The following is a 25,106-nucleotide window of genomic DNA, read 5'->3' as shown; positions in this document are numbered from 1 at the left end:
CGTTTTCCGGGAGGCAACGATGCAGGCAGCAGCGCAACACCGTATCGAGGACTGGCGGACGTTTTCGGCCGACGCGGCCATCGCGGCGGCGACGATCGGCGATGGCGCGGTGCACGTCGAGTGGAGCGACGCGCGACGATCGCCATTTCATTTCGACTGGCTGCGCGACAACTGCGCGTGTTCGGCGTGCGTGCATGCGATCACGCGCGAACAGGTGTTCGAGATCGCCGATGCGCGCGACGATCTGTCCGCGCTCACCGTGCACGTCGAAACCGACGGCGCGCTGCATGTGGAATGGAACGACGGGCACCGCAGCGCGTGGTCGCCGGGATGGTTGCGTGCGCATGCGTACGACGACGCGTCCCGCGCCGAACGCGTGGCCGCGCACGGGCGGCACGTATGGACCGGCGACGATGCAACGGCGATCGGTGTGTTCGCGTGGCGCGACGTGATGGATGACGACCGCGCGTTGTTCGCATGGCTCGGCGCATTGCAGCGCACGGGGCTCACGCTCGTCGAGGGCGTGCCGGCCGAGCGCGGCCGCGTGGACGAGATCGCGCGCCGCGTCGGCCTGATCCGCGAAAGCAATTTCGGCGTGCTGTTCGACGTCGAATCGAAGCCGCGCCCGGACAGCAATGCGTATACGTCGCTGAATCTGCCGCCGCACACCGACCTGCCGACGCGCGAATTGCAGCCGGGCGTGCAGTTCCTGCATTGCCTTGCGAACGATGCGACGGGCGGCGACAGCATCTTCCTCGACGGCTTCGCGCTCGCGGATGCGCTGCGGCGCGAACATCCGGACGATTTCGAGCGGCTCGCGTCGACGCCGTTCGAGTTCTGGAACAAGAGCGCGAATAGCGACTACCGCTGTTCGGCGCCGGTGATCGGGCGCGATGCGCGCGGCAACGTGACGGAAGTGCGTGTCGCGAACTTCCTGCGCGGGCCGCTCGATGCGCCGGCCGGCTCGGTGGCGGCCGTCTATCGTGCGTACCGGCGGTTCCTCGCGCTGGCGCGCGAACCGCGCTTTCGCGTGCAGCGCCGGCTGCGGGCGGGCGACATGTGGGCGTTCGACAACCGGCGCGTGCTGCATGCGCGCACGGCGTTCGAGCCGTCGACGGGCCGCCGGCACTTGCAGGGCTGCTACGTCGATCGCGACGAGTTGCTGTCGCGGTGGCGGGTGCTGTCGCGGTCGGTGCCGGCCGCGGTGCGCTGACCCGCGCACACGGCGCATTCACGCACGCCTTTTCGGGGAAAAGGCACCCGGACGCCAGGCGTCCGGGCGAAGCCACCCGCTGCCGGGCGGCGGAGGTATGCGTTTCACATAGAAGACGAGCCCCGCGAACGGGGCTCGTCAGGACTGCGTGACTTCATCGCGCGACGCGCGGCGCCCGCCGGGGCGCCTCGGCTTACTGGCCGAAGAAGATCGAGTCGCGTGCGTTCGACGAAGCGGCAGCCGGTGCGCCCGAGTGGACGAGCGGCGCCGGTTGCGCACCGTAGCCGCTGGTGTCGGCGCCATGCACGCGCGCTTCGGCGCTCTGGATGTCGTTCGGGTAGTACGGGCTCGACACGCCCGGCTTGTAGCCGGCTTGTTCGAGCTGGACGAGTTCGTTGCGCACTTGAGCGCGCGTCACGGTGCTTTGGGCAAACGCGCCGAACGAAGCGGACAGGGCGGCAGCGGCAACGACTGCGGAAACGAGCGATTTCATGGTGACCTCCGGTGTTTTATTGAGTTCGCTCCCGACACCATGTCTTGAGCGATTGATCAAATCTTAGTCACCGGCGTGTTCAGGGTAAACGCTGATTTTGACGATAAATTGTTTCCTGGCTGGTAACAGTGCGGCGTCGAATCAGTCTTTCAACGGGCTTTCTTTTCGGTGGGCGTAATAAGTATGAAGAATGTTGCGGCGGGCGGTGCGCGGTTCAGCGTGCCTCGGCCGCCGTGTCGAACGGCCGGCGCTGCGAGCGTCCGGCAGGCGCGTCGGCGCTGAGAAAGCGCACACCCGTCGCGGCTTCCGATGCTTCCCACAGCAACGCCGCCGACGCCGCATTGCGTGCCGCGCGCGGCACGCTCGCCGGCGCCGGCAGCCCGCGCGATTCGAACCAGCCGGACGGACCGATATACGCGCCGCCGGCCAGATCGGGCGACGTCGCCGCATGAATCGCCGGCAGCGCGCCCTGGTCGGCCGGCTGGGCGAGATAACGGTTCGCGGCACGCATCAGCGCGGCGCGGGCGGGCGAGCGGTCCATCGCCGGGCCCGCGAACTGCAGGTTGGTCGCCGCGTAGCCGGGGTGCGCGGCCACGCTGATGCCGGCGAACGCCGCGCGTTCGAAGCGGCGCTGCAACTCGAGCGCGAACACGAGGTTCGCGAGCTTGCTGTCGCAGTAAGCGAGATAACGGTTGTAGCGCTGCGCGGCGCGCAGGTCGTCCACGCGAATCCGGCCGCCGCGGTTGAAGCCGCTCGACATCGTGACGACGCGCGGCCGGCGCGCGGCGCCCAGCGCCGGCAGAAGATGGCCGGTCAGCGCGAAATGGCCAAGGTGGTTGGTGCCGAACTGCATCTCGAAGCCGTCGCGCGTGTGCCGCAGCGGCAGGAACATCACGCCGGCGTTGTTGCACAGGATGTCGACGCGGCCGTGGCGTTCGCCGACGTCGGCCGCGAAGCGCGCGATCGACGCGAGATCGGCGAGGTCGAGCGGATCGACTTCGACGCGTGCATGAGGATGAAGCCGGCGGATCGCGTCGGCCGCCTGCGCGCCGCGTGCGGCGTCGCGGCAGCCCATCACGACCGCCGCGCCTTTCGCGGCCAGCGTCTCCGCGAGCTGCCAGCCGAGGCCGCTGTTGGCGCCCGTCACGACCGCGACCTTGCCGCCTTGCGCCGGGACGTGGCGCGCGCTCCATGCATGCATGTCTGCCTCCATCGGCGCGACCGGTCGGCCGCGACACGTAATCGTTACATCGAGTGATGTAACGATAGTGCGGACGGACGTCGCAGACAAGCAGGAGAATTAGACCGGCGCTTCTAGGGCTGGCATATGGCGTGGCATCGCCAGCCCGGCGCACGGCCGGCAGGCGTTACCTGCTGCCGGCCAGCGCGAGCACCTCGGCGGCGGAGATCATGGCGGCGGCGTTCGCGGGGGCCGGGCGCTCGGCCGGGCGGAACACTTCGTCGCCGCGGTGGATGACCTGGCGCGACAGCGCGCAGGTACCGGTGCGCTGCGCGAAGCGGCGGCGCCAGCGTTGTTCGCCGTAGTGACAGCGGCCGGGTTCGACCCAACGCACGACGAGCAGCGTATCGGAACGTTCCAGAATTTCGACGTGGACGTCGGCGGGATCGAGCGCAGGCAGGGATTTGGAGGCCTTCATTTTGCCGTTTCCTAAAGCTCGTGCGGTTTCGGCCGTGGCAGTGGATGTCACTACCCGATGGCGAATCCGTAGCGGTTTCCATGAGTGGTGCGCTAAATGTAAGCGTCTGTGACCGGAAAAAACATCCTGTCCGGCTCGAATTACCTTTTGCCGATTTAGAAACAATCCACGCTTATTTTCTTGAAAAACCATGAACAAAAAGCCCCGGACGGAAAGTCCGGGGCGGAAAATCGGGCCGCGCGCCGTGTCTGCTCGCCCAGTCACGGGATACATCGCCGGGGGACGGAGGTGCCCGCAGGGATCCGGCGCGGGCAGGGGGGCGATGTACCGAAAGCGCGGTCCGGCAGCACCATGATGACGTGCGCCACCCGTTGACACCCTGACGCGAACATGACTTTTTTGTCAGTTTACGTTGTCCGCCGCTCCGGGCGTTGCCCGGTGTTCGGCTGGAAGGCCCGCTGGTATTGAGTTTGAGCGAACCGCGGGGTGGTGCTTCAACGCCGCTCGCCCGCCGAATTCTTGCGCCCGACGGATTGAGCAGCCCTGGGTAAATACTGAATCCCAAGTTCGTGACAAACACGCCGTCCCTTCCTATGATTGGTTGGACCTTTAGTCCTTTGTGCCAATCGGCCGACTGGCGGCCGGCTTTTTCGGAGACATGCTCATGAGATTGCAGGGCAAACGCGCGCTGGTGACGGCGGCCGGGCAGGGCATCGGCCGCGCGACCGCGCTGCGGTTCGCGAGCGAGGGCGCCGACGTGCTGGCGACGGACGTCAACGAAGCCGCGCTGGTGCGGCTCGAGGCTGACGCCGAGCGTGCGGGCGGCCGGCTGGTCACGCGGCGGCTCGACGTCACCGACGCGGGCGACATCACCGCGCTCGCCGCGAGCGAACGCGTGTTCGACGTGCTGTTCAACTGCGCGGGCTACGTGCACCACGGCTCGATCCTCGAGTGCGACGAAGACGCGTGGGCGTTCTCGCTGAACCTGAACGTCACGTCGATGTACCGGCTGATCCGCGCGCTGCTGCCCGCGATGCTCGAAGCCGGCGGCGCGTCGATCGTCAACATGGCGTCGGCCGCGTCGAGCGTGAAGGGCGTGCCGAACCGCTTCGTGTACGGCACCACCAAGGCGGCCGTGATCGGGCTGACCAAGGCGGTGGCCGCCGATTTCGTCGAGCGCGGCATCCGCTGCAACGCGATCTGCCCGGGCACGATCGAATCGCCGTCGCTCGAGCAGCGCATCGCCGACCAGGCGCGCACGCGCCACGTGTCCGCCGACGAGGTACGCCAGGCATTCGTCGCGCGCCAGCCGATCGGCCGCATCGGCACCGCGGACGAAGTGGCCGCGCTCGCGCTGTATCTGGCGTCCGACGAAGCGTCGTTCACCACCGGCACGATTCACCTGATCGACGGCGGTTGGTCGAACTGACCGCGTCTGGCCGACCGCGTCTGGCCGACCGCGTCTAGCCGACCACGCCTTCCCATTCACTTTCCGTTCAGACAACGACATGAAACTGCTGAGATTTGGCGACAAACACCATGAAAAGCCGGGCCTGCTGGATGCGCAGGGCCACATTCGCGACCTGTCCGGCGTGATCGACGATATCGCCGGCGACGCGCTGACCCCCGCGTCGCTCGCGCGGCTGCGCGATCTCGACCCGTCGACGCTGCCGCGCGTCGACGGCACGCCGCGGCTCGGCGCGTGCGTCGGCCGCGTCGGCAAGTTCATCTGCATCGGGCTCAACTACTCGGATCACGCGGCCGAATCGGGGATGGAGGTGCCGAAGGAGCCCGTCGTGTTCGGCAAGTGGACGAGCGCGATCTCGGGCCCGAACGACGACGTCGAGATCCCGCGCGGCTCGGAGAAAACCGACTGGGAAGTCGAGCTCGGCGTGGTGATCGGCCAGGGCGGCCGCTATATCGACGAAGCCGATGCGCTGTCGCACGTCGCCGGCTACTGCGTCGTCAACGACGTGTCGGAGCGCGAATACCAGCTCGAGCGCGGCGGCACGTGGGACAAGGGCAAGGGCAACGACACGTTCGGCCCCATCGGCCCGTGGCTCGTGACGGCCGACGAAGTGCCCGATCCGCACGCGTTGCGATTGTGGCTGGAGGTGGACGGCCACCGCTACCAGAACGGCACGACCGCGACGATGGTGTTCCGCGTGCCGCACCTGATCAGCTACCTGAGCCGCTTCATGAGCCTGCAGCCGGGCGACGTGATCTCGACCGGCACGCCGCCGGGCGTCGGCCTCGGGCAGAAGCCGCCCGTCTACCTGCGTGCCGGACAGGTGATCACGCTCGGCATCGACGGGCTCGGCGAGCAACGCCAGCGCACCGTGCAGGCCTGATTCCCTTCAACGGACGGTTCGTCATGCCTATCATTCGATCGATGCGCGTCCTCGACGTGCGCTTTCCGACCTCGCGCCAGCTCGACGGGTCCGACGCGATGAATCCGGACCCCGATTATTCGGCGGCCTACGTCGTGCTCGAAACCGACCGCGGCGGGCTCGAAGGTCACGGGCTCACGTTCACCATCGGCCGCGGCAACGAAATCTGCTGCGCGGCGATCGATGCGATGCGTCACCTCGTCGTCGGCCTCGACCTCGACTGGATTCGCGAGGACATGGGCCGCTTCTGGCGGCACGTCACGTCGGACAGCCAGTTGCGCTGGATCGGCCCCGACAAGGGCGCGATCCATCTGGCGACGGGCGCCGTCGTCAATGCGGTATGGGATTTGTGGGCGAAGGCCGCCGGCAAGCCGCTGTGGCGGCTCGTCGCCGACATGAGCCCGGAGGAGCTGGTGCGGGCGATCGACTTCCGCTACCTGACCGACTGCCTGCGCCCGGACGAAGCGCTCGACCTGCTGCGCCGGCAGGCGCCCGGCAAGGCCGCGCGGATCGCCGCGCTGGAGCGCGACGGCTACCCGTGCTACACGACGTCGGCCGGCTGGCTCGGCTACAGCGACGACAAGCTGCGCCGGCTGTGCCGCGAGGCGGTGGACGAGGGTTTCGACTACGTGAAGCTGAAAGTCGGCGCGAACCTCGAGGACGACATTCGCCGCGTGACGATCGCGCGCGAGGTGATCGGCCCCGAGCGCAAGCTGATGATCGACGCGAACCAGGTGTGGGAAGTGGACGCGGCGATCGACTGGGTGCGCGAGCTCGCGTTCGCGCGGCCGTGGTTCATCGAGGAGCCGACGAGCCCCGACGACGTCGAAGGGCATCGCAAGATCCGCGAGGCGATCGCGCCGGTGCAGGTCGCGACCGGCGAGATGTGCCAGAACCGCGTGCTGTTCAAGCAGTTCATCGCGCGCGGCGCGATCGACGTCGTGCAGATCGATGCGTGCCGGCTCGGCGGCGTAAACGAGATTCTCGCGGTGATGCTGATGGCCGCGAAATACGGGCTGCCGGTGTGCCCGCATGCGGGCGGCGTCGGGCTGTGCGAATACGTGCAGCACCTGTCGATGATCGATTACGTGTGCATCTCCGGCACGAAGGAAGGGCGCGTGACCGAGTACGTCGATCACCTGCACGAGCATTTCGTCGAGCCGTGCGTGGTGCGCAACGCGGCGTACATGCCGCCGACCGCGCCCGGTTTCTCGATCGAGATGAAGCCCGAATCGCTGGAGCAGTACCGGTTCCGCGGCTGACGCGGGCGACGCACGACGGCGCGCGCTGTGCGCGTCGGGCGCACCCCGCGCGCCGTGCGCGGCGACAACATGAACGACGGAGACGCGAAGTGGATTTGAATCTGCAAGACAAGGTCGTGATCGTGACCGGCGGCGCGTCGGGCATCGGCGCCGCGATCTCGATGCGGTTGGCCGGCGAAGGCGCGATCCCGGTGGTGTTCGCACGCCACGCACCGGACGACGGCTTCCGGCGCGAACTTACGCGGAAACAGCCGCGCGCCGCGTGCGTCACGGTCGAACTGCAGGACGACGCGCAGTGCCGCGACGGCGTCGCGCAAACCATCGCGCGCTTCGGCCGCATCGACGGGCTCGTCAACAACGCGGGCATCAACGACAGCATCGGTCTCGACGCCGGGCGCGACGCGTTCGTCGCATCGCTCGAACGCAACCTGATCCACTACTACGTGATGGCGCATTACTGCGTGCCGCACCTGAAGGCGGCGCGCGGCGCGATCGTCAACATCTCGTCGAAGACGGCCGTGACCGGGCAGGGCAACACGAGCGGCTATTGCGCGTCGAAGGGCGCGCAGCTCTCGCTGACGCGCGAATGGGCGGTCGCGTTGCGCGACGACGGCGTGCGCGTGAACGCGGTGATCCCGGCCGAAGTGATGACGCCGCTCTACCAGAACTGGATCGCCGGCTTCGACGACCCGCAAGCGAAGGTCGCGGAGATTGCCGGCAAGGTGCCGCTCGGCCGGCGCTTCACGACGGCCGACGAAATTGCCGACACGGCCGTGTTCCTGCTGTCGGAGCGCGCATCGCACACGACGGGCCAGTGGCTGTTCGTCGATGGCGGCTATACGCATCTCGATCGGGCGATCAGCTGAGGGCCGCGCGCGATGCAACCCGACCTGAACCCGAACACCGCCACGCCGCTGATCGCGCTGACCGGCATCGGCAAGCGCTTTCCGGGCGTGCAGGCGCTCGACGATTGCCGTTTCGATTTGCGTGCCGGCGAAGTGCATGCGCTGATGGGCGAGAACGGCGCCGGCAAGTCGACGCTGATGAAGATTCTCGCGGGCGTGTACCAGAAGGACGAAGGCGAGATCCGGATGGACGGCCGCCCGGTGGAGATCGCCGATCCGCGCACCGCCCAGGCGCTCGGCATCGGCATCATCCATCAGGAGCTGAACCTGATGAATCACCTGAGCGTCGCGCAGAACATCTTCATCGGTCGCGAGCCGCGCGGCCGCTTCGGCGTGTTCGTCGACGAAGAGAAACTCAACCGCGACGCGGCCGCGATCTTCCGGCGGATGCGGCTCGATCTCGACCCGCGCACGCCGGTCGGCCGGCTGACGGTCGCGAAGCAGCAGATGGTCGAGATCGCGAAGGCGCTGTCGTTCGACTCGCGCGCGCTGATCATGGACGAGCCGACCGCCGCGCTGAACAACGCGGAGATCGCCGAACTGTTCCGCATCATCCGCGACCTGCGCGCGAACGGGGTCGGCATCGTGTACATCTCGCACAAGATGGACGAGCTGCGCCAGATCGCCGATCGCGTGACCGTGATGCGCGACGGCAAGTATGTCGCGACCGTGCCGATGGCGGGCACGTCGATGGAATCGATCATCTCGATGATGGTCGGCCGCCAGCTCGATACGGAAAGCCGCACGCCGCCCGATACGTCCGCGAACGAGATTGCGCTCGAGGTGCGCGGGCTGTCGCGCGGCCGCGCGATCCGCGACGTCGGCTTCACGCTGCGGCGCGGCGAGATCCTCGGCTTCGCCGGGCTGATGGGCGCGGGCCGCACCGAGGTCGCGCGTGCGGTATTCGGCGCGGATCCGGTGGACGCGGGCGAGATCCGCGTGCACGGCCGGGCCGTGACGATCCGCACGCCCGCCGATGCGGTGAAATATGGCATCGGCTACCTGTCCGAGGATCGCAAGCACTTCGGGCTCGCGGTCGGGATGGACGTGCAGAACAACATCGCGCTGTCGAGCATGCGCCGCTTCGTGCGCCGCGGCCTGTTCCTCGATGCGCGCGCGATGCGCGACGCCGCGCAGTCGTACGTACGGCGGCTCGCGATCCGCACGCCGTCGGTCGCGCAACCCGCGCGACTGCTGTCGGGCGGCAACCAGCAGAAGATCGTGATCGCGAAGTGGCTGCTGCGCGACTGCGACATCCTGTTCTTCGACGAGCCGACGCGCGGCATCGACGTCGGCGCGAAAAGCGAGATCTACAAGCTGCTCGACGCGCTGGCCGCCGACGGCAAGGCGATCGTGATGATCTCGTCGGAGTTGCCCGAGGTGCTGCGCATGAGCCACCGGATTCTCGTGATGTGCGAAGGCCGCGTGACCGGCGAATTGCGCGCGGCCGACGCCACGCAGGAAAAGATCATGCAGCTCGCGACGCAGCGCGAGTCGACCGTGTTGTCCTGAATCAGACGCTCAGACGCCTAACGATCATGTCCAACGATACGCATCCCGTTCCGCCCCTGGCCACCGGCGACACGCCGGCCGCCGCATCGAGCCTGAAGTCGCGCTTCTTCAACCCGGCCGCGCGGCAGAAGCTGCTCGCGTTCGCGAGCCTCGTGCTGCTGATCGCGTTCTTCAGCTTCGCGTCGTCGAACTTCCTCGAAGTCGACAACCTCGTGTCGATCCTGCAGGCCACCGCCGTGAACGGCGTGCTGGCCGTCGCGTGTACGTACGTGATCATCACGTCCGGCATCGACCTGTCGGTCGGCACGCTGATGACGTTCTGCGCGGTGATGGCCGGCGTCGTGCTGACGAAGTGGGGGATGCCGCTGCCGCTCGGGATCCTGGCCGCGCTGTGCTTCGGCGCGCTGTCGGGCTGCGTGTCGGGCTTCGTGATCGCGAAGATGAAGGTGCCGCCGTTCATCGCGACGCTCGGCATGATGATGCTGCTCAAGGGGCTGTCGCTCGTGATCTCGGGCACGCGGCCGATCTACTTCAACGATACGCCGGGCTTCACGTCGATCGCGCAGGATTCGCTGATCGGCAACCTGATCCCCGCGCTGCCGATCCCGAACGCGGTGCTGATCCTGTTCCTCGTCGCGATCGGCGCATCGATCGTGCTGAATCGCACGATCTTCGGCCGCTACACGTTCGCGCTCGGCAGCAACGAGGAGGCGCTGCGGTTGTCCGGCGTGAACGTCGACGCGTGGAAGATCGCCGTGTACACGTTCAGCGGCGCGGTGTGCGGGATCGCCGGCCTGCTGATCGCGTCGCGGCTCAATTCCGCGCAGCCGGCGCTCGGGCAGGGCTACGAGCTCGATGCGATCGCGGCCGTCGTGATCGGCGGCACGTCGCTGTCGGGCGGCGCGGGCAGCATCGTCGGCACCATCATCGGCGCGTTCATCATGAGCGTGCTGACCAACGGGTTGCGCATCATGTCGGTCGCGCAGGAATGGCAGACGGTCGTGACGGGCGTGATCATCATCCTCGCCGTCTATGTGGACATCCTGCGCCGGCGCCGCCGCTGATGCACGCGCGCAGGAAGAAACGAACACGGGCACCCAGGCGCTGCACCGCCGGCCGGGCCGGCATTTCAGTCGATACCAACCAAGGAGACGCGAAGTGATCAGGAGCAAGGTGTTGAACGCGATCGTCGGGCTGACGTTCGCCGTCGGCGTCACGGCCGGCGCGCAGGCGCAGGAGACGTACATCCCGCTGATCTCGAAAGGCTTCCAGCATCAGTTCTGGCAGGCCGTGAAATCGGGCGCGACGCAGGCCGCGAAGGACTACAAGGTGAAGGTGACGTTCGAAGGGCCGGAAACGGAGGCGATGGTCGACAAGCAGATCGACATGCTGTCGGCCGCGATCGCGAAGAAGCCGGCCGCGCTCGGCTTCGCGGCGCTCGACAGCAAGGCCGCGCTGCCGCTGCTGAAGAAGGCGCAGGCCGAGAAGATCCCGGTGATCGCGTTCGATTCGGGCGTGGACAGCGACATTCCGGTAACGACGGCCGCGACCAACAACAAGGCGGCCGCCGCGCTCGCCGCCGACAAGCTCGCCGCGCTGATCGGCGACGAAGGGCAGGTGGCCGTGGTCGCGCACGACCAGACGAGCCGCACCGGCATCGACCGCCGCGACGGCTTCCTCGAACGGATGAAATCCGCGCACCCGAAGGTGCAGGTCGTGACCGTGCAGTATGGCGAAGGCGATCAGCTGAAATCGACCGAAGTAACGAAGTCGATCCTGCAGGCGTATCCGAAGCTCAAGGGGCTGTTCGGCACCAACGAGGGCTCGGCGATCGGCGTGGTCAACGGCGTGCGCGAGATGAAGCGCAAGGTCGTGATCGTCGGCTACGACTCCGGCAAGCAGCAGAAGGATGCGATCCGCAGCGGGCTGATGGCCGGCGCGATCACGCAGAACCCGATCGGGATCGGCTACAAGACGGTCGAGGCGGCCGTGAAGGCGATCAAGGGCGAGAAGCTGCCGAAGGTCATCGATACCGGCTTCTACTGGTACGACAAGACCAATATCGACGATCCGAAGATCGCGGCGGTGTTGTACGACTGACCGTGGCGTGCCGGCGGCGATCGCGACGATGCGCGCCGCCGCCGCCGAGTCGATTGAACACGAGGGGATCATGGGCGCAGTGCGTATCGATTCGCATCAGCACTTCTGGCGTTATCGCGCGGCCGACTATCCGTGGATCGGCCCCGGCATGGGCGTGCTCGCGCGCGACTACCTGCCCGATATGCTGTGGCCGCAACTGCATGCGCAGGCGCTTGGCGCGTCGATCGCGGTGCAGGCGCGCGCCGGGCGCGACGAGACGGCGTTCCTGCTCGACCTCGCGCGCGACGACGCGCGCATCGCGGCGGTGGTCGGCTGGGAGGATCTCGGTGCGCCCGCGCTGGCCGACCGCGTCGCCGAGTGGCGCAGCCCGAAGCTGCGCGGCTTTCGTCATCAGGTGCAGGACGAAGCCGACGTCGGCGCGTTCGTCGCCGATCCCGGCTTCAACCGCGGTGTGGCGTGGCTGCAGGCGAACGGCTACGTGTACGACGTGCTCGTGTTCGAACGCCAGTTGCCGGCGGTCCGTGCGTTCTGCGCGCGGCACGATGCGCACTGGCTCGTGCTCGATCATTGCGGCAAGCCGGCGCTCGCCGAGTTCGGGCGCGACGACACCGCGTTCGCACGCTGGCGCGCGTCGCTGCGCGAGCTCGGCGCGCTGCCGCACGTCGCATGCAAGCTGTCGGGGCTCGTGACCGAGGCCGACTGGCGGCGCGGCCTGCGCGCGCAGGACATCCGGCATATCGAGCAGTGCCTCGACGCGGCGCTCGACGCATTCGGCCCGCAGCGGCTGATGTTCGGATCGGACTGGCCCGTGTGCCTGCTCGCGGCGTCGTATGACGAGGTGGCGTCGCTCGTCGAGCGCTGGGCCGAATCGCGGCTGTCGGCGGCCGAGCGCGGCGCGTTGTGGGGCGGCACGGCCGCGCGTTGCTACGCGGTGCCGGGCGATGTGAAGCGCGGCATATAGAATAGGCGCGAACGGTCCATGCGATGCGTCGGATCGTCCGCAACGAAACCGATTACCAGCGTCAACGTATGTCCATCCAGCCGATTCAGAACCGCCGCCTCTACCAGCAGATCGCCGACAAGCTCAGCGCGATGATCGAGTCGGGCGATTTCCCGCCGGGCAGCTATCTGCCGCCCGAGCGTGAGCTCGCCGAACAGTTCGGCGTGTCGCGCACATCGGTGCGCGAGGCGCTGATCGCGCTCGAGGTGAGCGGGCTCGTCAGCGTGCGCGTCGGCGACGGCGTGAAGGTGCGGCTTCCTGAAACGGCGGCCGCGCCCGAACCCGCGCCGGCACCGGTCGGGACGGTCGCGCCGTTCTCGATCGTCGAGATCGATCCGGAGCTCGGCATCGCACTCGATCTCGATACCGAAATCCCGCCGTTCGCGCTGCTGCAGGCGCGCCGGCTGATCGAGCCGGAAGCCGCGTCGCTGGCCGCGCAGCACGGCTCGGACGCGCAGATCGAAGGTATCCACGAAGCGTTCCTGCGCAACCAGGACGACAACCGCAGCGGCTCGCTCACGCACCCGGGCGACCGGCTGTTCCATATCCGCATCGCGGAAGCGAGCGACAACGCCGCGTATGCGCTGATGATCAAGCAACTGCTGGCGCACAAGTACGACCCGATGTTCCAGCGGCTGCAGTCGCTGTACATGCCGAACGACATGCCGCACCGCTCGGAGCTGGAACACCGCTCGATCCTCGACGCGATCCGCGCGCGCGACCCCGACGCCGCGCGTCGCGCGATGGCCGAGCATCTCGATGAAGTGATCCGCATCTTTGGCCGCGCGCTCGACTGAGTGCGCGAGTCGATTCGCCGCATGGTCGGCCGCGGCCGACACGATGCGGATTTTCGCGTGCCGATGCGGCGTGCGCATCGCGCGAGGGTATCGGCCGCCGGGACAGAACGAACGCTGCGATGCGAGCGATGCGCGCCGGTCGATCGGCGTGCCGCTCGCGCGCCGAATGGAGTGTGACGAATGCGCGTGAACGATTGCCACAATTTCCACGACTTCCGCGAGCTGGCCAGGCGACGGTTGCCGGGGCCGATCTTCAATTACATCGACGGCGCGGCCGACGATGAAGCCACGTATCGACGCAACACGAGCGCGTTCGAAAGCTGCGATCTCGTGCCGAACGTGTTGCGCGGCGTGCGCGACGTCGATCTGTCGGTGACGGTCATGGGGCAAAAGCTCGGCATGCCGGTGTACTGTTCGCCGACCGCGCTGCAACGCCTGTTTCACCATGACGGCGAGCGCGCGGTCGCCGCCGCCGCCGCGAAATTCGACACGATGTTCGGCGTGTCGTCGCTCGGCACCGTGAGCCTGGAAGAAGCCCGTGCGATCAGCCCGGGCCCGCAGGTCTACCAGTTCTATTTTCACAAGGACCGCGGCCTCAACCGCGAGATGATGAACCGTTCCAGGCAAGCCGGCGTGAACGTGATGATGCTGACGGTGGACAGCATCACCGGCGGCAACCGCGAGCGCGACAAGCGCACCGGCTTCTCGATTCCGTTCCGGCTGACGCTCGCGGGGCTCACCGAATTCGCGTTGAAGCCGGCCTGGGCGATCAACTACCTGACCCACGAGCGATTCCGTTTGCCGCAACTCGACCGGCATGTCGACATGGGCGGCGGCGCGATGTCGATCAGCCGCTACTTCACGGACATGCTCGATCCGTCGATGTCGTGGGACGACGTCGCCGCGATGGTGCGGGAATGGAACGGGCAGTTTTGCCTGAAAGGCGTGATGTCGGTCGACGACGCGCGCAGGGCGGTGGACATCGGCTGCACCGGCATCGTGTTGTCGAACCACGGCGGACGGCAACTGGATGGCTCGCGCGCCGCGTTCGACCAGCTTGCCGAGGTGGTCGATGCGGTGGGCGACCGGATCGACGTGATGATGGACGGCGGCGTGCAACGGGGTTCGCACGTGCTCAAGGCGCTGGCGCTCGGTGCGAAGGCCGTCGGGCTGGGGCGCTATTACCTGTTCCCGCTCGCCGCCGCCGGGCAGCCCGGCGTCGAGCGCGCGTTGCAACTGATGCGCACGGAGATCGAGCGGGACATGCGGCTGATGGGCTGCGCGTCCGTTTCTCAGCTCGGGCGGGGCCAGCTTCGTTTTCGCTGACGGCGGCGGGCACGACGCCGTCAGGCCTGCGCGCCGGCCGGCATCGCCCGCTCAGAAGCGATCCGCGCGATACGGCGCCGGATCGGTGAACGGCGCTTCCCCGGTCATCATCTCGGCGAGCAGGCGGCCGGTGACGGGGCCGAGCGTCAGCCCGTGATGGTTGTGCCCGAACGCGAACCAGAGCCCGCGATGCGCGGGCGCGGGGCCGATCACCGGGCGCATGTCGGGCGTGCACGGCCGGAAGCCGAGCCACGGATGCGGGTCGAGCCGCTCGCCGAAACCGAACACCGGCCGCGCGACGCGTTCCGCGCGTTCGAGCTGCACGCCGGTGGGCGGCACGCGGCGCCGCGCGATCTCGACGCCGGTCGTCAGCCGCAGCCCGCGCCGCATCGGCGCGATCACGTAGCCGTATTCGCGATCGACGATCGGCGCCGACGGCACGCCGCGCGCGGACGGCGCGTAGTGCATGTGATAGCCGCGTTTCTCGCGCAGCGGGATCTTGTAGCCGAACTTGCCGAACACCGTGTCGGACCACGGGCCGAGCGCGACAACGACGGCCGGCGCGGCCGCGGGGCCGTCGTCGGTCCGGACCTGCCAGCCGGGCGACAGCGCGTCGAGGCTCGCGGCGTCGCCGGTCAGCAGCGTGCCGCCGCCCTGCACGAACAGTTGCGCATACGCTTTGACGAGCGCGGCCGGATCGACGACGCTTTTCGGGTCGAGCCAGTGCAGCGCGCCGCAGAAGCCCGATGCGAGGCTCGGTTCGTGCGCGCGCAGCGCGGCCGCATCGAGCGGCGTGATGCCGAGCCCGTGGCGGCGCGCGGTGAGGCCGGCGTCGGCCACGCCGCGCTCGAATGCGGCCGGCGTGCGGAACGCTTCCAGCCAGCCGCTGGCGCGGACCAGTTCACCGGCGCCGGCCCGCGCGATCAGCGCGTCGTGTTCGACGATGCAGCGCTCGATCAGCGGCAGCATGTCGCGCGAGGCCGCCGCGTGACGCAGCGGCGCCGATTCCCACCAGAACCGCGCGAGCCACGGTGCGAACGCGGGCAGCGACGCGCTGTGCCAGTAGAGGTCGGTCGAGCGGTTCAGCGCATAGCGCATCAGCGTGAACGGGCTGCGCGGGAACGGGTACGGTTCGACCGACGAGCGCTCGATCAGCCCGGCATTGCCGAAGCTCGTGCCTTCGCCGGGCGCGCCGCGATCGACGAGGGCGACCTTGCGGCCGCGATCCTGCAGGTGCAGCGCGGCGCAGACGCCGACGATGCCGGCGCCGAGAACGATGACGTCGAAATCCATCGGTATGAATGAACAACGGTCGAGACAGGTTGGAAACCGACGTTGCAGTCGGGGCGAATTCCGGAGGAGGGCTGCCGACGGACAGCTTGCCGTCAGGATACCCGCGATGTCATGCGATTCGCAAAAACCGATTCGGCTTGCCGGATGCGTACTTACGATTCGCGATATTCCGGATTCTAACCGGGCGCCAGGCGCGGGCGGGACTGACGTTCGTCGATGGCGACGGCATGCGCGCGCCGGCGCCCGCGATTCTCGATGCGTTGCACACCACGTGTCGACACCCTGTCATAAGCCGCCGATCGTGTTGATCATTTGATCCGGGGCATCGGTAAATCGTACGATGCTGCATCGCGGAATTGCCAAATTTACCCGTTGCGTCATTCCGGAAGATCCAGGTCCCGCTGCACCGCCGGCTTACCGGCGTAATTCGAGGGACTGCTTAATTGAAAGGTATGGACTCGCCCGAGGCGGGCCGTTATGATGGCGCCGCTTGCCCTGAGAGACAACCGACCGCGCCAAGAAAAAGACATAAACGTGGGAGAAGATAGCGATTTTCTCGAATGTCCGTCTGCTGGCGAATGCGATTGCGTTGATGGCCTGAAAGCCGCGAATCGCGTTTCGTCGGAGACGCATTCCGAAATTAATATTTCGGACACCGACATGTAGTAATGCCGCGTCGCATGCGGCAATCGAAAAAGAAAGCGAGAGGGCCCATGAAAGAGTTGCCAGGAATCGCCGGATTGGCCGAGTCCGCGGGATCGTCCCCGCTTGCCGGCGCGCTGCAGTCGGGCGCGATGCAATTGGCCGCGGCGGCGAATCCCGCCGTCGGCAAGATCGCACCGACGGTCCAGAACAATCATGTGACGGTCGTGAACGGCCCGAACCAGACGAACATCGTCACGCAGGGCCAGCACGCGAGCATCGTGCGCAAGGCGATTTCGGTGCAGTCGCAGGACGAACACATCCAGCACACGGCGAAGACGGCGGTGTGAGTGGCAATGATCGAGCTTTCCGCAACGACTTACACGACCGAACTGAAGCGCTTCAAGCTGCGCGGCCAGGTCTGGCTTGCAGCGAACGAGATTCCCGCCGACGTGCAGGTGCCGACCGCGTGGCGCGTGCTGCTGGATACGCCCGACGCCGCGCTCGGCAACTGGCTCGCGAAGATGTGGGCGGGCGTCGCCGGCCGCCTGCCGGCGGTCGAGCAGTTCTTCGCGGAGAAGCTGCGGCGCCCCGCCGTGTTCCAGAAGGAGAGCGGCGATCTGTGCCTGCTGTATCCGTACACGGTCGAACAGGACGACCTGAACTTCTTCATCGGCCATCCGCCGCTCGGCGAGCTCGTATCGGACGACATGCCGCTGTGGCGCGCGTTACCCGACGATCTGCGCAGCTTCTACCAGTTCACGCACAACGGCTGGACGTTCTTCCCGGCCAACTCGATGGGCCCGTTGCCGATTGGCGACCAGACCGCGTTGACCGACAAGCTCGACCTGACGCCCGACGAGACGCGCCAGCTCGGCGTGAATCCCGATCTCGTGTGGACGGTGTTCCAGAATGGCGGCGGCGACTATCTGTGCCTCGACCTGCGCAACAGCGCCGGCGACGGGAGCGACGCAGGGCGGATCTGGTGGCACGAGAACCCGACCGAACTCGAACCGGTGGATTTCTGGGCCGTGATGAACGCGTGGTTCGAGATTTTCGTCGAGGAAGCCGACAAGCGATGACGACCTGGTGCGTCGTTTCGGGCCGGTGCGCATACAACCGTAGGTCCATGCCGCGTGCCGCACGCGCGACTTCTGCGGTTGCGAATGCAGTGTTCCGGCCGACCCGAAAGCCGTTGCGAGATGTCATTCGATTTGCCGGCGCTCACCTGACGCGTGGGAACGTATGAGGTTTTCCGCGCACGGGCGTCCAATCCACTGATCAATCTGCACGCGTCGACACCCGATCGGCTTCGGTCGACGCGATTGCCAGCCTCGTCGTGCCGCGGCACCGGATCCATACCATTCAGGGTGTTTTTCGCGGGTGTTTCCCACTGCTTGGTGATCCGAATTTTTACCTAAGATGAAGAAATCGTGCGCGTCGTTCGGTGCTTGCGCGCATGGAGGGAGGCAGGAGGCAGCGCCAGAGCGATGCCGGCGGATGTTGCGATCATGGAAGCGAAAGTGTGTGCGGCTGCTGCCTGTCTTGCGACGGCAGCGACGCCGACGGGCGCGGCGCAGGGCGCCGCACGGACGACGCGCCGGCCCGGCCGGATCACTTCGCTGCGCCACGCGTTGTTCGCAATCGTTTGCGTGTTGGGCGCCGCGCCTGCCGTGCTCGCCGGAGCGTTCGCCGATACGGACGGCCCGGCCGACAATGGGTTCATCGCAGCCGCCGCCGCGAGCCCGGCCGATCCCGCCATTTCGTCACATGACGCGGCCGTGCGCCACGTCGTACTCGGCATCATCAGCTTCACGCGCTGGCCGACGACGCCCGTGCGCCTGCATCTGTGCATCACCGGGCGCCCCGACTACGCGCGCGGCCTGACCGACACGCTGCAGGCCGGCTCGACGCTGCTCGACGTGCAACGCGTCCGCTTCGACGATCCGTCGCTCGGCATCGCATGCGACGTCGTCTATCTCGGCGCCTTGAACAACGACGAGCGCGCGCGGGTGAGAGCCGCATTGGCCGGCCATCCGGTGCTGACGATCGCGGAACACGATCCGTCCTGCACCGCGGGCGGCATGTTCTGCCTCGACGTCGACGGCGATCGCGTGTCGTTCGACATCAACCTCGATGCCGTCGCGCGCAGCGGCGTGCGCGTGCATCCGAACGTCCTCAATCTCGCACGACGGCCGGTGACGCCATGACACGGCCCTCGCTTCCCGTTCCCGCTTCGCCCGTGCCGCGCCCGACGTTGCAAAGCGTGCTGCGTCGCGCACACTTGCGGCTCGCGTTCGTCGCCGTGACGATGGCCGCCGTGTCGTTGATCGTCGTCGCCGTGATCGCGTTGCGCGCGTATGCCGGCAACAACCTGAACCTGCTCGCGCGCTCGCTCGGTTACACGGTCGAGGCGGCGCTCGTGTTCGGCGATCGCGTCGCGGCGAACGAGGCGATCGGCATGATCGCCGGCGACGAGGACGTCGCGCAGGTGGTCGTCACCGACAGCAACGGGCAACTGTTCGCCACGTGGCAGCTGCCGGCCGGAAGCGGGATCGCGCGGCTCGAGCGCGCGGTCGCCGACGTGGCGCTGCCGGGGCCGGTGACCGTCCCGGTGATGCACGACGGCATCATCGTCGGCCACGTCGTCGTGCGCGGCCGCGGGCACCAGTTCTTCGGCTTCCTGCTCGGTGGCGTCGGCGGCATTCTCGGCTGCCTGGCCGTCAGCGTGTTCGGTGCGTACGTCAGTTCGAAGCGCCTGCTGCGCAACATCGTTTCGCCGCTGCGCGCGCTGGCGGGCGTCGCGCACGCGGTGCGGCGCGAGCGTGCGTTCGCGCGGCGCGTCGAGCCGGCGGCGATCGCCGAACTGAACCAGCTCGGCGACGACTTCAACGCATTGCTCGACGAATTCGAAGACTGGCAGAACACGCTGCGCGACGAGAACGCGTCGCTCGAACACAAGGCGACGCACGATGCGCTCACCGGGTTGCCCAACCGCGTGCAGTTCGAATCGCGTCTCGCGCTGGCGCTGTGCGACGCCACGTTGACGGGGCAGCGGGTCGCGGTTCTCTATCTCGACTGCGACCGCTTCAAGGAGATCAACGATGGTCTCGGCCACGATGCGGGCGACGCGGTGCTGATCGGCATCGCGTCGCGGCTGCGCACGCGGGTGCGCGAGGCCGATCTCGTCGCGCGCCTGGGCGGCGACGAATTTGCGGTGATGCTGGCGGCGGTGCCTGAAGCGGGCAGCGTGTGCCGGATCGCCGACGAGATTCTGTCCGGCATGGCGCCGTCGATCGAGCTGTCCGACGGCCGCGTGGTGGCCACCATGATGAGTGCCGGCGTTGCGCTGTTTCCCGATCACGCATCCGACGCGAGCGGCCTGCTGCGCGCGGCGGATATCGCGATGTACCGCGCCAAGCGCGCGCGGCCGGGATCGTGGCAACTGGCGGAGAGCGTGGCAGGGCCGGTGTGATGTCGATCGACTCGCGCCGCGGGCGAGGCCGCGGCGGCGGTTAAAAGAAGCGCTTGCAGAGCGGGCGCGATGGAAGGGGATGCGAAATGAACCACTCGTTTCCTGTGAGCACGGGGCGGATGTGCGTCGGGAGTGCGCTGCTGCTGTGCATGCTGCTGGGGGGCTGCAACACGCCGCCGCCGCTTCATCGGGGGCTGACGCAGACGCAGGTGACGGCGCTGAAGTCGGCCGGGTTCCAGGAGACCGGGCAGGGGTTCGAGTTCGGTTCGACCGGGCCGATTCTGTTCGATTTCGATCGATACAACCTCAAGCCGGACGTCAGACGGATCGTCGAACGGATCGGGCGAACGTTGCGGTCGGCGGGCATCAACGGCGTGCGGGTTTATGGGTATTCGGATAACGAGGGGACGGAGAAGTACGACATCGAATTGTCGAGGCGGCGGGCGGAGGCGGTGGCGATCGAACTGGTCGACGTCGGGCTCGACGCGAAGCAGATCGCGATTGCCGGCAAAGGGAAGCGCGATCCGGTGGGCGATAACAGGACGCCCGCAGGGCGCGCGCAGAATCGGCGGGCGGCGATTGTGGTCTCGCCGCGGTGAGGTGGCACGCCGCGCATGGGTGGTGTGTGTAGACGCGCCGACACGCACGCCGTGCCGTCCGCTGTAACGGTTCGCCACCATTGACGCGAAAGTGCCCGAGCGGCCGTTTGCAAGCGGCGAGCCTTGATGTTCGCGGCATTCAGGCGCGGCATCGGCAGTATTCGTCATCGCAGAAATGACGCCCGGTCGATGCGTCGCGAATGAAACAATAGGTGGTCCCAATAAAATCGTTCCGCCTTTTTGAACGCCGCATCGTCATACGCACATGCGGCGACGGACGGAACGAGGATGGCCATCGAACCCAAGGATCTGCTGCCGCACTTCGAGCGTGAACTGACGCTGCTGCGCCGTTCAGTGCAGGAGTTTGCCCAGCGCTTCCCCAAAATTGCCGCCCGGCTGGCGATCAACGGCGAGCATTCGGACGATCCGCACGTCGAACGCCTGTTGCAGTCGTTCGCGTTGATGGCGGCGAGCCACGACATGCGCATCGAAGATGACGTGCCGGCGTTTACGCACGGTTTTCTCGACACGCTGCACGGTGTTTTCCTGCGCCCGTTTCCTTCATGCGCGATTGCGCAATTTCTGGGCGACCGCAGCAGCGACCTGACTGCGCCGCGCGTCGTGTCGCGCGGCGACAAGCTGATCACGCCCATCGGCAAGGAAGTATTCCGCGTCGCGGACGACGTCGCGGTCGTGCCGCTCACGGTGTCGTCGGTGCGTTACACGACATCGTCGATCGCGCCACGCGACGTCGCGTGGCCTGCGGAAACGACCGGCTTGCTGACTTTCACGTTCGAGCTCACCACGCCGAACGCCACCTTCGCCATCGTGCCGGACACCGTGCGCGTGCATTTCACCGGCACGCGGGAAATCGTCGCGGCGCTCACCGACGCCGCGTTGCTCCTTGCCGGCCGAAGCTTTGCCGAAGCAGGCGATTCGACGCGCTGGAAGCGTCTGCCGGACGCGACGTTCACGGCCGCCGGCTTCGATCCTGCCGATGCGCTGCTCGACGTGCGGCCGGACGATGCGCTTTGGCCGCTCCATTTGCTGATGGCGTATTGCGCGATGCCGGAGCGTTTCGACTTTGTCGACGTGGACATGCGGAAGATCAAGCGAATCGCCGGCGGCAGCCGTCGCGTCGCGCTTCACCTCGCGATCGCGGGCGTGCATCCGGATTCGCACCGCGCCCGGCGCCTGGCCGCCGCCACGGGCGACCACGTCCGGTTGTTTTGTACGCCGGTCGTCAACCTGTTTCAGGACGAGGCCCAGCCGATCGAGACGCGCGCGGGTTGCGCGCACTATGCGGTGAGGGCGCTCGCGCAGGCGGGCGCGCCGCGCACCGCTATCTGGTCGATCGATGCCGTGCGTCATGTCTGCGACTCGGGAACGTCGACGCTGGCGCCGTTCCGGTCGCTAAGCCATGGCACGGACAGGCGTGCCGGGTTGTTCTGGACGGTGTTGCACGACGAGGCAAGGCGGGCACCGAAGGAACCCGCCGATCCGCGCGCCAAGGAGACGGACGCGCGCCCGGCGCCGTCCCCGGCCGACGCTGCCGAATCGCTCCGCGGTGTCGAACTGGAACTCGTTGACCAGGACGGGCGACCTGCCGACCCCGGCCATCGCAAGCTGGAGATCCGGCTGTCCTGCACGCAGGGCGATCTGTCCGCGATGCGCGAGCGCGAACTGGCGTTGCCCGCGGGCGATCCGGCGGGAACGGTCATGTTGCTGAACCGGCCGACCGCGAGCCGGCCGACCGCTTTCCGCCATGGGGAGCTGTGGGATCTGCTGTCGCTTCTCGTGCCGCAGGCGGTCCGGCTGGACAAGGGCGGCCTGACCCAGCTCAGGCGGCTTTGCGCGCGCTGGGCGGAGAACTCGATGGACGCCGGCCGGCGCTTCGATGCGATCGTGTCGTTGTCGACCGCGCGCGTGCGGGGCTGGCTGCCCGGCAAGCCGGCATCGGCGTTCGTGCACGGGCTGGAGGTGCGGCTGGTCGTGGACGAGCAGCGTTTCGCCGCGTTCAGCCTGAGCGGATTCGCGCACGTGATGGACCGGTTCTTCGCGCCCTACGTGCCGGTCACGAGCTTCGTGCAGGTCGTGCTGTTTTCGGCCGCTACGGGTGCGGTGCTTCGGCGTGGGGCGCCGCGTCCGGGCACCCAGCCACTGGTCTAGTTTCCCGATTTTCAGGGCTCGAACGAAAACGTTTGCGGACGTCTTTCAAGCCGTCGGGTTTTACCCTACATTATCGAGGCTTCGGGCCGGCGAGCCGGCTTACGGAACCTGAGATCACACGCAAGGAACAAGAATGAGTTTCGCTCCGAACGGGGGTATTCCCAATGGATTGGGCGGTGGTGCGCTCGGCTCGTTGAGCGCGCTCGGGGGCCTCGCCGGCCCGGTCGCGTCGAGTGTGGCCGGCAGTCTCGGGCCGCTCGCAGGGCTGGCCGGGCACGTCGACACCGTCCAGCGGGCACTGCAACTCGCACAGACCGGCTTCTCGCTGATGGAGAAGACGCCCGGCGCGATTGCCGAGGCGATCAACGGCGCCGCCAACCCCGCGCGCCTGACCCAGCTCAACCGCTACGTCACGCTTGATACGCCGCTCGGCCCGGATGTGCTGCTCGTCAGCGCGGCTGTCATCGACGAGCATGTGAACCGGTTGCCGGAGATCCACCTCGACCTGCTGTCGCATCGCCACGACCTGCGCCCGGACGATCTGATCGGCCAGCAGGTCAAGATCCGCTTCGACCAGCAGGCGCGCCTGTCGACCCTCGAACGCGTCGTGGCCTCGGGCACCGGCGACAACGACCGCTACTTCGACGGCTACGTCGCGTCGTTCGACCGCGCCGGCAACCCCGGGAACGTCACGCAATACCACCTGACGGCCGTGCCGTGGTTCTGGTTCCTCACGCGTTCCACCGACTGCCGGATCTTCCAGAACAAGACCGCGCAGGACATCCTCACCGAGATCTTCCAGGAACACGGTTTTTCCGATTTCGTGTTCGATATCCGGACGAGCCAGAAGCCGCTCGAATACGTCGTGATGTACCAGGAGAGCTACTACAACTTCTGCGCGCGGCTGATGGAGCAGGAGGGGCTCGTGTGGACGCACCGCTACGAGAAGGACAAGCACTTTCTCGTGATCGGCGACACGAACCTGCTGTTCCGCCCGATCGACGGGCTCGCCACCGTGCCGTTCGCGGCGACCGAGGCGAGCGAGGACAGCGGCATCGACCAGTTGCACGAAGGTCGGCGTTTCGGCGTCGGCAAGATCACGTTCCGCGACTTCAATCACCAGAATCCGTCGTCGCCGCTGATGCTGGTGGAGGCCGGGCCGCAGAACCTCAAGCACGCACGGCTCGACGCGACCGAGCGGTTCGAGCACCAGTCGCTGTACGACCACGGCGACGACGGTAACCGCTACGCGCGTTTCGCGATGGAGGCCGAGGAGGCGCAGGCGCATCGCTATACGGGCAGCGGCTATGCGTGGCGCATGACCACGGCGGGAACCGTGGCAGTCGCGAACCACCCGGTGCTCGAAAACAACCAGGAGTACGTGATCCTGCACGTGCGTCACGAGGCCGTGAACGACTACACGCAGCACAGCGCGAAGCTGCCGTACCGCAACAGCTTCTCGCTGCTGCCGAAGAAGATCCCGTACCGTGCGCCGCGCGCGACGCCGAAGCCGGTGATTCACGGCACGCATTCGGCGATCGTCGTCGGGCCGAAGGGCGAGGAAATCTATACGAACGGCAGCGCGGTGAAGGTGCATTTCCCGTGGGACCGGCGCGGCAAGAAGGACGGCTCCGATTCGATGTGGGTGCGCGTGTCGCAGCCGTGGGCGGGCGACGGCTGGGGCGCGGCCGCGATTCCGCGGATCAAGCAGGAAGTGCTGGTGGCGTTCAATCAGGGCGATCCGGATAACCCGGTGATCGTCGGCCGCGTGTTCAACGGCGAGCAGGGCAACCCGTATCACGGCGCGGCCGGCCAGACGATGGGGATCAAGAGCCAGACGCACAAGGGGCAGGGGTCGAACGAGATCCGCATGACCGACACGAACGGCATGCAGGAATTCTTCATGCACGCGCAGAAGGACATGAACACCGTCGTCGAGAACAACGAGACGCACAAGGTGATGGGGCCGATGCGTACCGTGCTGGTGGCGACGGGCAGCGAAGAAAAGCAGATTCCGCAGGGCAACCTCACCGAGACGATCGCCGAGAAGCGCAGCACCACGGCCACGACCGTCGAGGTGACGACGCCGGCCAAGGACGGCGGCGGCGGCACGCAGGTCTATGTGGCCGAGCGCGGCATCCTGCTGAAGGTGCAGGACAGCTCGATCTCGCTCGCGCCGGAAGGCATTCGCCTCGAGCACAACGGCTCCGTGATCCTGATGACCGACGACGGTGTGACGGTCAACGGCAAGCGCATCGATCTCAACAAATAA

22 protein-coding genes are annotated in these 25,106 nt (G+C 67.3%); 18 read left to right on the top strand and 4 right to left on the bottom strand.

Annotated features, from left to right (window positions below; genetic code table 11):
- Positions 1-19 precede the first annotated feature (19 nt).
- Entirely contained in the window at positions 20-1,213 is a 1,194-nt protein-coding gene (locus tag CFB35_RS25740; RefSeq protein WP_059584408.1) for a TauD/TfdA family dioxygenase, read from the top strand.
- Positions 1,214-1,406: 193 nt separating this feature from the next.
- Here CFB35_RS25740 and CFB35_RS25735 read toward each other — a convergent pair whose 3' ends face one another.
- The 3 genes from CFB35_RS25735 to CFB35_RS25725 all read right to left on the bottom strand — a co-directional run bounded on the left by CFB35_RS25735 (position 1,407) and on the right by CFB35_RS25725 (position 3,364).
- A complete protein-coding gene (locus tag CFB35_RS25735) occupies positions 1,407-1,706 on the bottom strand; it encodes a DUF4148 domain-containing protein (protein WP_050012329.1) in 300 nt (99 codons plus the stop codon).
- A 214-nt stretch (positions 1,707-1,920) separates the two neighbouring features.
- Positions 1,921-2,907 (bottom strand): oxidoreductase, encoded by a 987-nt coding sequence (locus CFB35_RS25730; protein WP_059585085.1) that lies wholly within the window; start codon positions 2,905-2,907, stop codon positions 1,921-1,923.
- Positions 2,908-3,073: 166 nt separating this feature from the next.
- Complete coding sequence (locus tag CFB35_RS25725) at positions 3,074-3,364, bottom strand: DUF3331 domain-containing protein (RefSeq protein ID WP_006484717.1); 291 nt, start codon at positions 3,362-3,364, stop codon at positions 3,074-3,076.
- Between the two features lie 664 nt (positions 3,365-4,028).
- On the opposite strand from CFB35_RS25725, the gene CFB35_RS25720 reads away from it, so the two are divergent.
- From CFB35_RS25720 to CFB35_RS25675, 10 genes are all read left to right on the top strand, one after another.
- A complete protein-coding gene (locus CFB35_RS25720) occupies positions 4,029-4,793 on the top strand; it encodes an SDR family oxidoreductase (protein WP_089465806.1) in 765 nt (254 codons plus the stop codon).
- A gap of 79 nt (positions 4,794-4,872) precedes the next feature.
- Positions 4,873-5,715 (top strand): ureidoglycolate lyase, encoded by an 843-nt coding sequence (locus CFB35_RS25715; protein WP_089465731.1) that lies wholly within the window; start codon positions 4,873-4,875, stop codon positions 5,713-5,715.
- Between the two features lie 23 nt (positions 5,716-5,738).
- Complete coding sequence (locus CFB35_RS25710; RefSeq protein WP_089465730.1) at positions 5,739-7,016, top strand: L-fuconate dehydratase; 1,278 nt, start codon at positions 5,739-5,741, stop codon at positions 7,014-7,016.
- Positions 7,017-7,105: 89 nt separating this feature from the next.
- Complete coding sequence (locus CFB35_RS25705; RefSeq protein WP_089465729.1) at positions 7,106-7,882, top strand: SDR family oxidoreductase; 777 nt, start codon at positions 7,106-7,108, stop codon at positions 7,880-7,882.
- Between the two features lie 12 nt (positions 7,883-7,894).
- A complete protein-coding gene (locus CFB35_RS25700) occupies positions 7,895-9,433 on the top strand; it encodes a sugar ABC transporter ATP-binding protein (protein ID WP_089465728.1) in 1,539 nt (512 codons plus the stop codon).
- A gap of 26 nt (positions 9,434-9,459) precedes the next feature.
- The gene (locus CFB35_RS25695) at positions 9,460-10,497 is read left to right on the top strand and encodes an ABC transporter permease (RefSeq protein ID WP_059584416.1); all 1,038 of its coding nucleotides are present in this window, start codon (positions 9,460-9,462) and stop codon (positions 10,495-10,497) included.
- 94 nt (positions 10,498-10,591) lie between these two features.
- Positions 10,592-11,533 (top strand): ABC transporter substrate-binding protein, encoded by a 942-nt coding sequence (locus CFB35_RS25690; protein ID WP_059502372.1) that lies wholly within the window; start codon positions 10,592-10,594, stop codon positions 11,531-11,533.
- A gap of 70 nt (positions 11,534-11,603) precedes the next feature.
- The gene (locus tag CFB35_RS25685) at positions 11,604-12,494 is read left to right on the top strand and encodes an amidohydrolase (protein ID WP_089465805.1); all 891 of its coding nucleotides are present in this window, start codon (positions 11,604-11,606) and stop codon (positions 12,492-12,494) included.
- Positions 12,495-12,562: 68 nt separating this feature from the next.
- Complete coding sequence (locus CFB35_RS25680) at positions 12,563-13,330, top strand: FadR/GntR family transcriptional regulator (protein WP_089465804.1); 768 nt, start codon at positions 12,563-12,565, stop codon at positions 13,328-13,330.
- Between the two features lie 180 nt (positions 13,331-13,510).
- Positions 13,511-14,656, top strand: a complete 1,146-nt coding sequence (locus CFB35_RS25675; RefSeq protein ID WP_089465727.1) for an alpha-hydroxy acid oxidase — start codon at positions 13,511-13,513, stop codon at positions 14,654-14,656.
- A gap of 51 nt (positions 14,657-14,707) precedes the next feature.
- On the opposite strand, the gene CFB35_RS25670 is transcribed toward CFB35_RS25675, so the two are convergent.
- The gene (locus tag CFB35_RS25670) at positions 14,708-15,949 is read right to left on the bottom strand and encodes an FAD-binding oxidoreductase (RefSeq protein WP_060314317.1); all 1,242 of its coding nucleotides are present in this window, start codon (positions 15,947-15,949) and stop codon (positions 14,708-14,710) included.
- Between the two features lie 713 nt (positions 15,950-16,662).
- On the opposite strand from CFB35_RS25670, the gene CFB35_RS25665 reads away from it, so the two are divergent.
- The 7 genes from CFB35_RS25665 to CFB35_RS25635 all read left to right on the top strand — a co-directional run bounded on the left by CFB35_RS25665 (position 16,663) and on the right by CFB35_RS25635 (position 25,106).
- Positions 16,663-16,941 carry a hypothetical protein gene (locus tag CFB35_RS25665; RefSeq protein ID WP_124862821.1) on the top strand — a complete coding sequence of 93 codons (279 nt, stop codon included), beginning with the start codon at positions 16,663-16,665 and terminating at the stop codon, positions 16,939-16,941.
- A 6-nt stretch (positions 16,942-16,947) separates the two neighbouring features.
- Complete coding sequence (locus tag CFB35_RS25660) at positions 16,948-17,673, top strand: SMI1/KNR4 family protein (protein ID WP_059584425.1); 726 nt, start codon at positions 16,948-16,950, stop codon at positions 17,671-17,673.
- A gap of 429 nt (positions 17,674-18,102) precedes the next feature.
- Positions 18,103-18,801, top strand: coding sequence for a YfiR family protein (locus tag CFB35_RS25655; protein ID WP_059585088.1), 699 nt, complete (start codon positions 18,103-18,105; stop codon positions 18,799-18,801).
- Positions 18,798-20,066: a diguanylate cyclase domain-containing protein gene (locus tag CFB35_RS25650; protein ID WP_059584426.1), complete on the top strand. Its 1,269-nt coding sequence runs from the start codon at positions 18,798-18,800 to the stop codon at positions 20,064-20,066. The genes CFB35_RS25655 and CFB35_RS25650 overlap by 4 nt, the downstream gene beginning before the upstream one ends.
- Positions 20,067-20,152: 86 nt before the next feature.
- Positions 20,153-20,665 carry an OmpA family protein gene (locus tag CFB35_RS25645; protein WP_059584428.1) on the top strand — a complete coding sequence of 171 codons (513 nt, stop codon included), beginning with the start codon at positions 20,153-20,155 and terminating at the stop codon, positions 20,663-20,665.
- A gap of 288 nt (positions 20,666-20,953) precedes the next feature.
- Positions 20,954-22,834 carry a type VI secretion system baseplate subunit TssF gene (gene tssF / locus CFB35_RS25640; protein ID WP_089465725.1) on the top strand — a complete coding sequence of 627 codons (1,881 nt, stop codon included), beginning with the start codon at positions 20,954-20,956 and terminating at the stop codon, positions 22,832-22,834.
- 133 nt (positions 22,835-22,967) lie between these two features.
- A complete protein-coding gene (locus tag CFB35_RS25635) occupies positions 22,968-25,106 on the top strand; it encodes a type VI secretion system Vgr family protein (protein ID WP_059584432.1) in 2,139 nt (712 codons plus the stop codon).

Origin of the sequence: Burkholderia sp. AU16482 (assembly GCF_002223285.1) — a bacterium.
GTDB classification, from domain to species: Bacteria; Pseudomonadota; Gammaproteobacteria; order Burkholderiales; family Burkholderiaceae; genus Burkholderia; species Burkholderia semiarida.
The sequence above is the reverse complement of the archived record's forward strand: the minus strand, read 5'-3'. Positions and strand labels throughout refer to the sequence as shown.

Bases quoted from the DNA above. Each gene is read 5' to 3' on its own strand.
- tssF (WP_089465725.1), top strand. From the start codon at position 20,954: ATGGCCATCGAACCCAAGGATCTGCTGCCGCACTTCGAGCGTGAACTG.
- CFB35_RS25665 (WP_124862821.1), top strand. From the start codon at position 16,663: ATGAAAGAGTTGCCAGGAATCGCCGGATTGGCCGAGTCCGCGGGATCG.
- CFB35_RS25720 (WP_089465806.1), top strand. From the start codon at position 4,029: ATGAGATTGCAGGGCAAACGCGCGCTGGTGACGGCGGCCGGGCAGGGC.
- CFB35_RS25635 (WP_059584432.1), top strand. From the start codon at position 22,968: ATGAGTTTCGCTCCGAACGGGGGTATTCCCAATGGATTGGGCGGTGGT.
- CFB35_RS25695 (WP_059584416.1), top strand. From the start codon at position 9,460: ATGTCCAACGATACGCATCCCGTTCCGCCCCTGGCCACCGGCGACACG.
- CFB35_RS25735 (WP_050012329.1), bottom strand. From the start codon at position 1,706: ATGAAATCGCTCGTTTCCGCAGTCGTTGCCGCTGCCGCCCTGTCCGCT.
- CFB35_RS25660 (WP_059584425.1), top strand. From the start codon at position 16,948: ATGATCGAGCTTTCCGCAACGACTTACACGACCGAACTGAAGCGCTTC.
- CFB35_RS25675 (WP_089465727.1), top strand. From the start codon at position 13,511: ATGCGCGTGAACGATTGCCACAATTTCCACGACTTCCGCGAGCTGGCC.
- CFB35_RS25725 (WP_006484717.1), bottom strand. From the start codon at position 3,364: ATGAAGGCCTCCAAATCCCTGCCTGCGCTCGATCCCGCCGACGTCCAC.
- CFB35_RS25650 (WP_059584426.1), top strand. From the start codon at position 18,798: ATGACACGGCCCTCGCTTCCCGTTCCCGCTTCGCCCGTGCCGCGCCCG.
- CFB35_RS25645 (WP_059584428.1), top strand. From the start codon at position 20,153: ATGAACCACTCGTTTCCTGTGAGCACGGGGCGGATGTGCGTCGGGAGT.
- CFB35_RS25700 (WP_089465728.1), top strand. From the start codon at position 7,895: ATGCAACCCGACCTGAACCCGAACACCGCCACGCCGCTGATCGCGCTG.
- CFB35_RS25685 (WP_089465805.1), top strand. From the start codon at position 11,604: ATGGGCGCAGTGCGTATCGATTCGCATCAGCACTTCTGGCGTTATCGC.
- CFB35_RS25670 (WP_060314317.1), bottom strand. From the start codon at position 15,949: ATGGATTTCGACGTCATCGTTCTCGGCGCCGGCATCGTCGGCGTCTGC.
- CFB35_RS25730 (WP_059585085.1), bottom strand. From the start codon at position 2,907: ATGCATGCATGGAGCGCGCGCCACGTCCCGGCGCAAGGCGGCAAGGTC.
- CFB35_RS25655 (WP_059585088.1), top strand. From the start codon at position 18,103: ATGGAAGCGAAAGTGTGTGCGGCTGCTGCCTGTCTTGCGACGGCAGCG.
- CFB35_RS25740 (WP_059584408.1), top strand. From the start codon at position 20: ATGCAGGCAGCAGCGCAACACCGTATCGAGGACTGGCGGACGTTTTCG.
- CFB35_RS25680 (WP_089465804.1), top strand. From the start codon at position 12,563: ATGTCCATCCAGCCGATTCAGAACCGCCGCCTCTACCAGCAGATCGCC.
- CFB35_RS25710 (WP_089465730.1), top strand. From the start codon at position 5,739: ATGCCTATCATTCGATCGATGCGCGTCCTCGACGTGCGCTTTCCGACC.
- CFB35_RS25715 (WP_089465731.1), top strand. From the start codon at position 4,873: ATGAAACTGCTGAGATTTGGCGACAAACACCATGAAAAGCCGGGCCTG.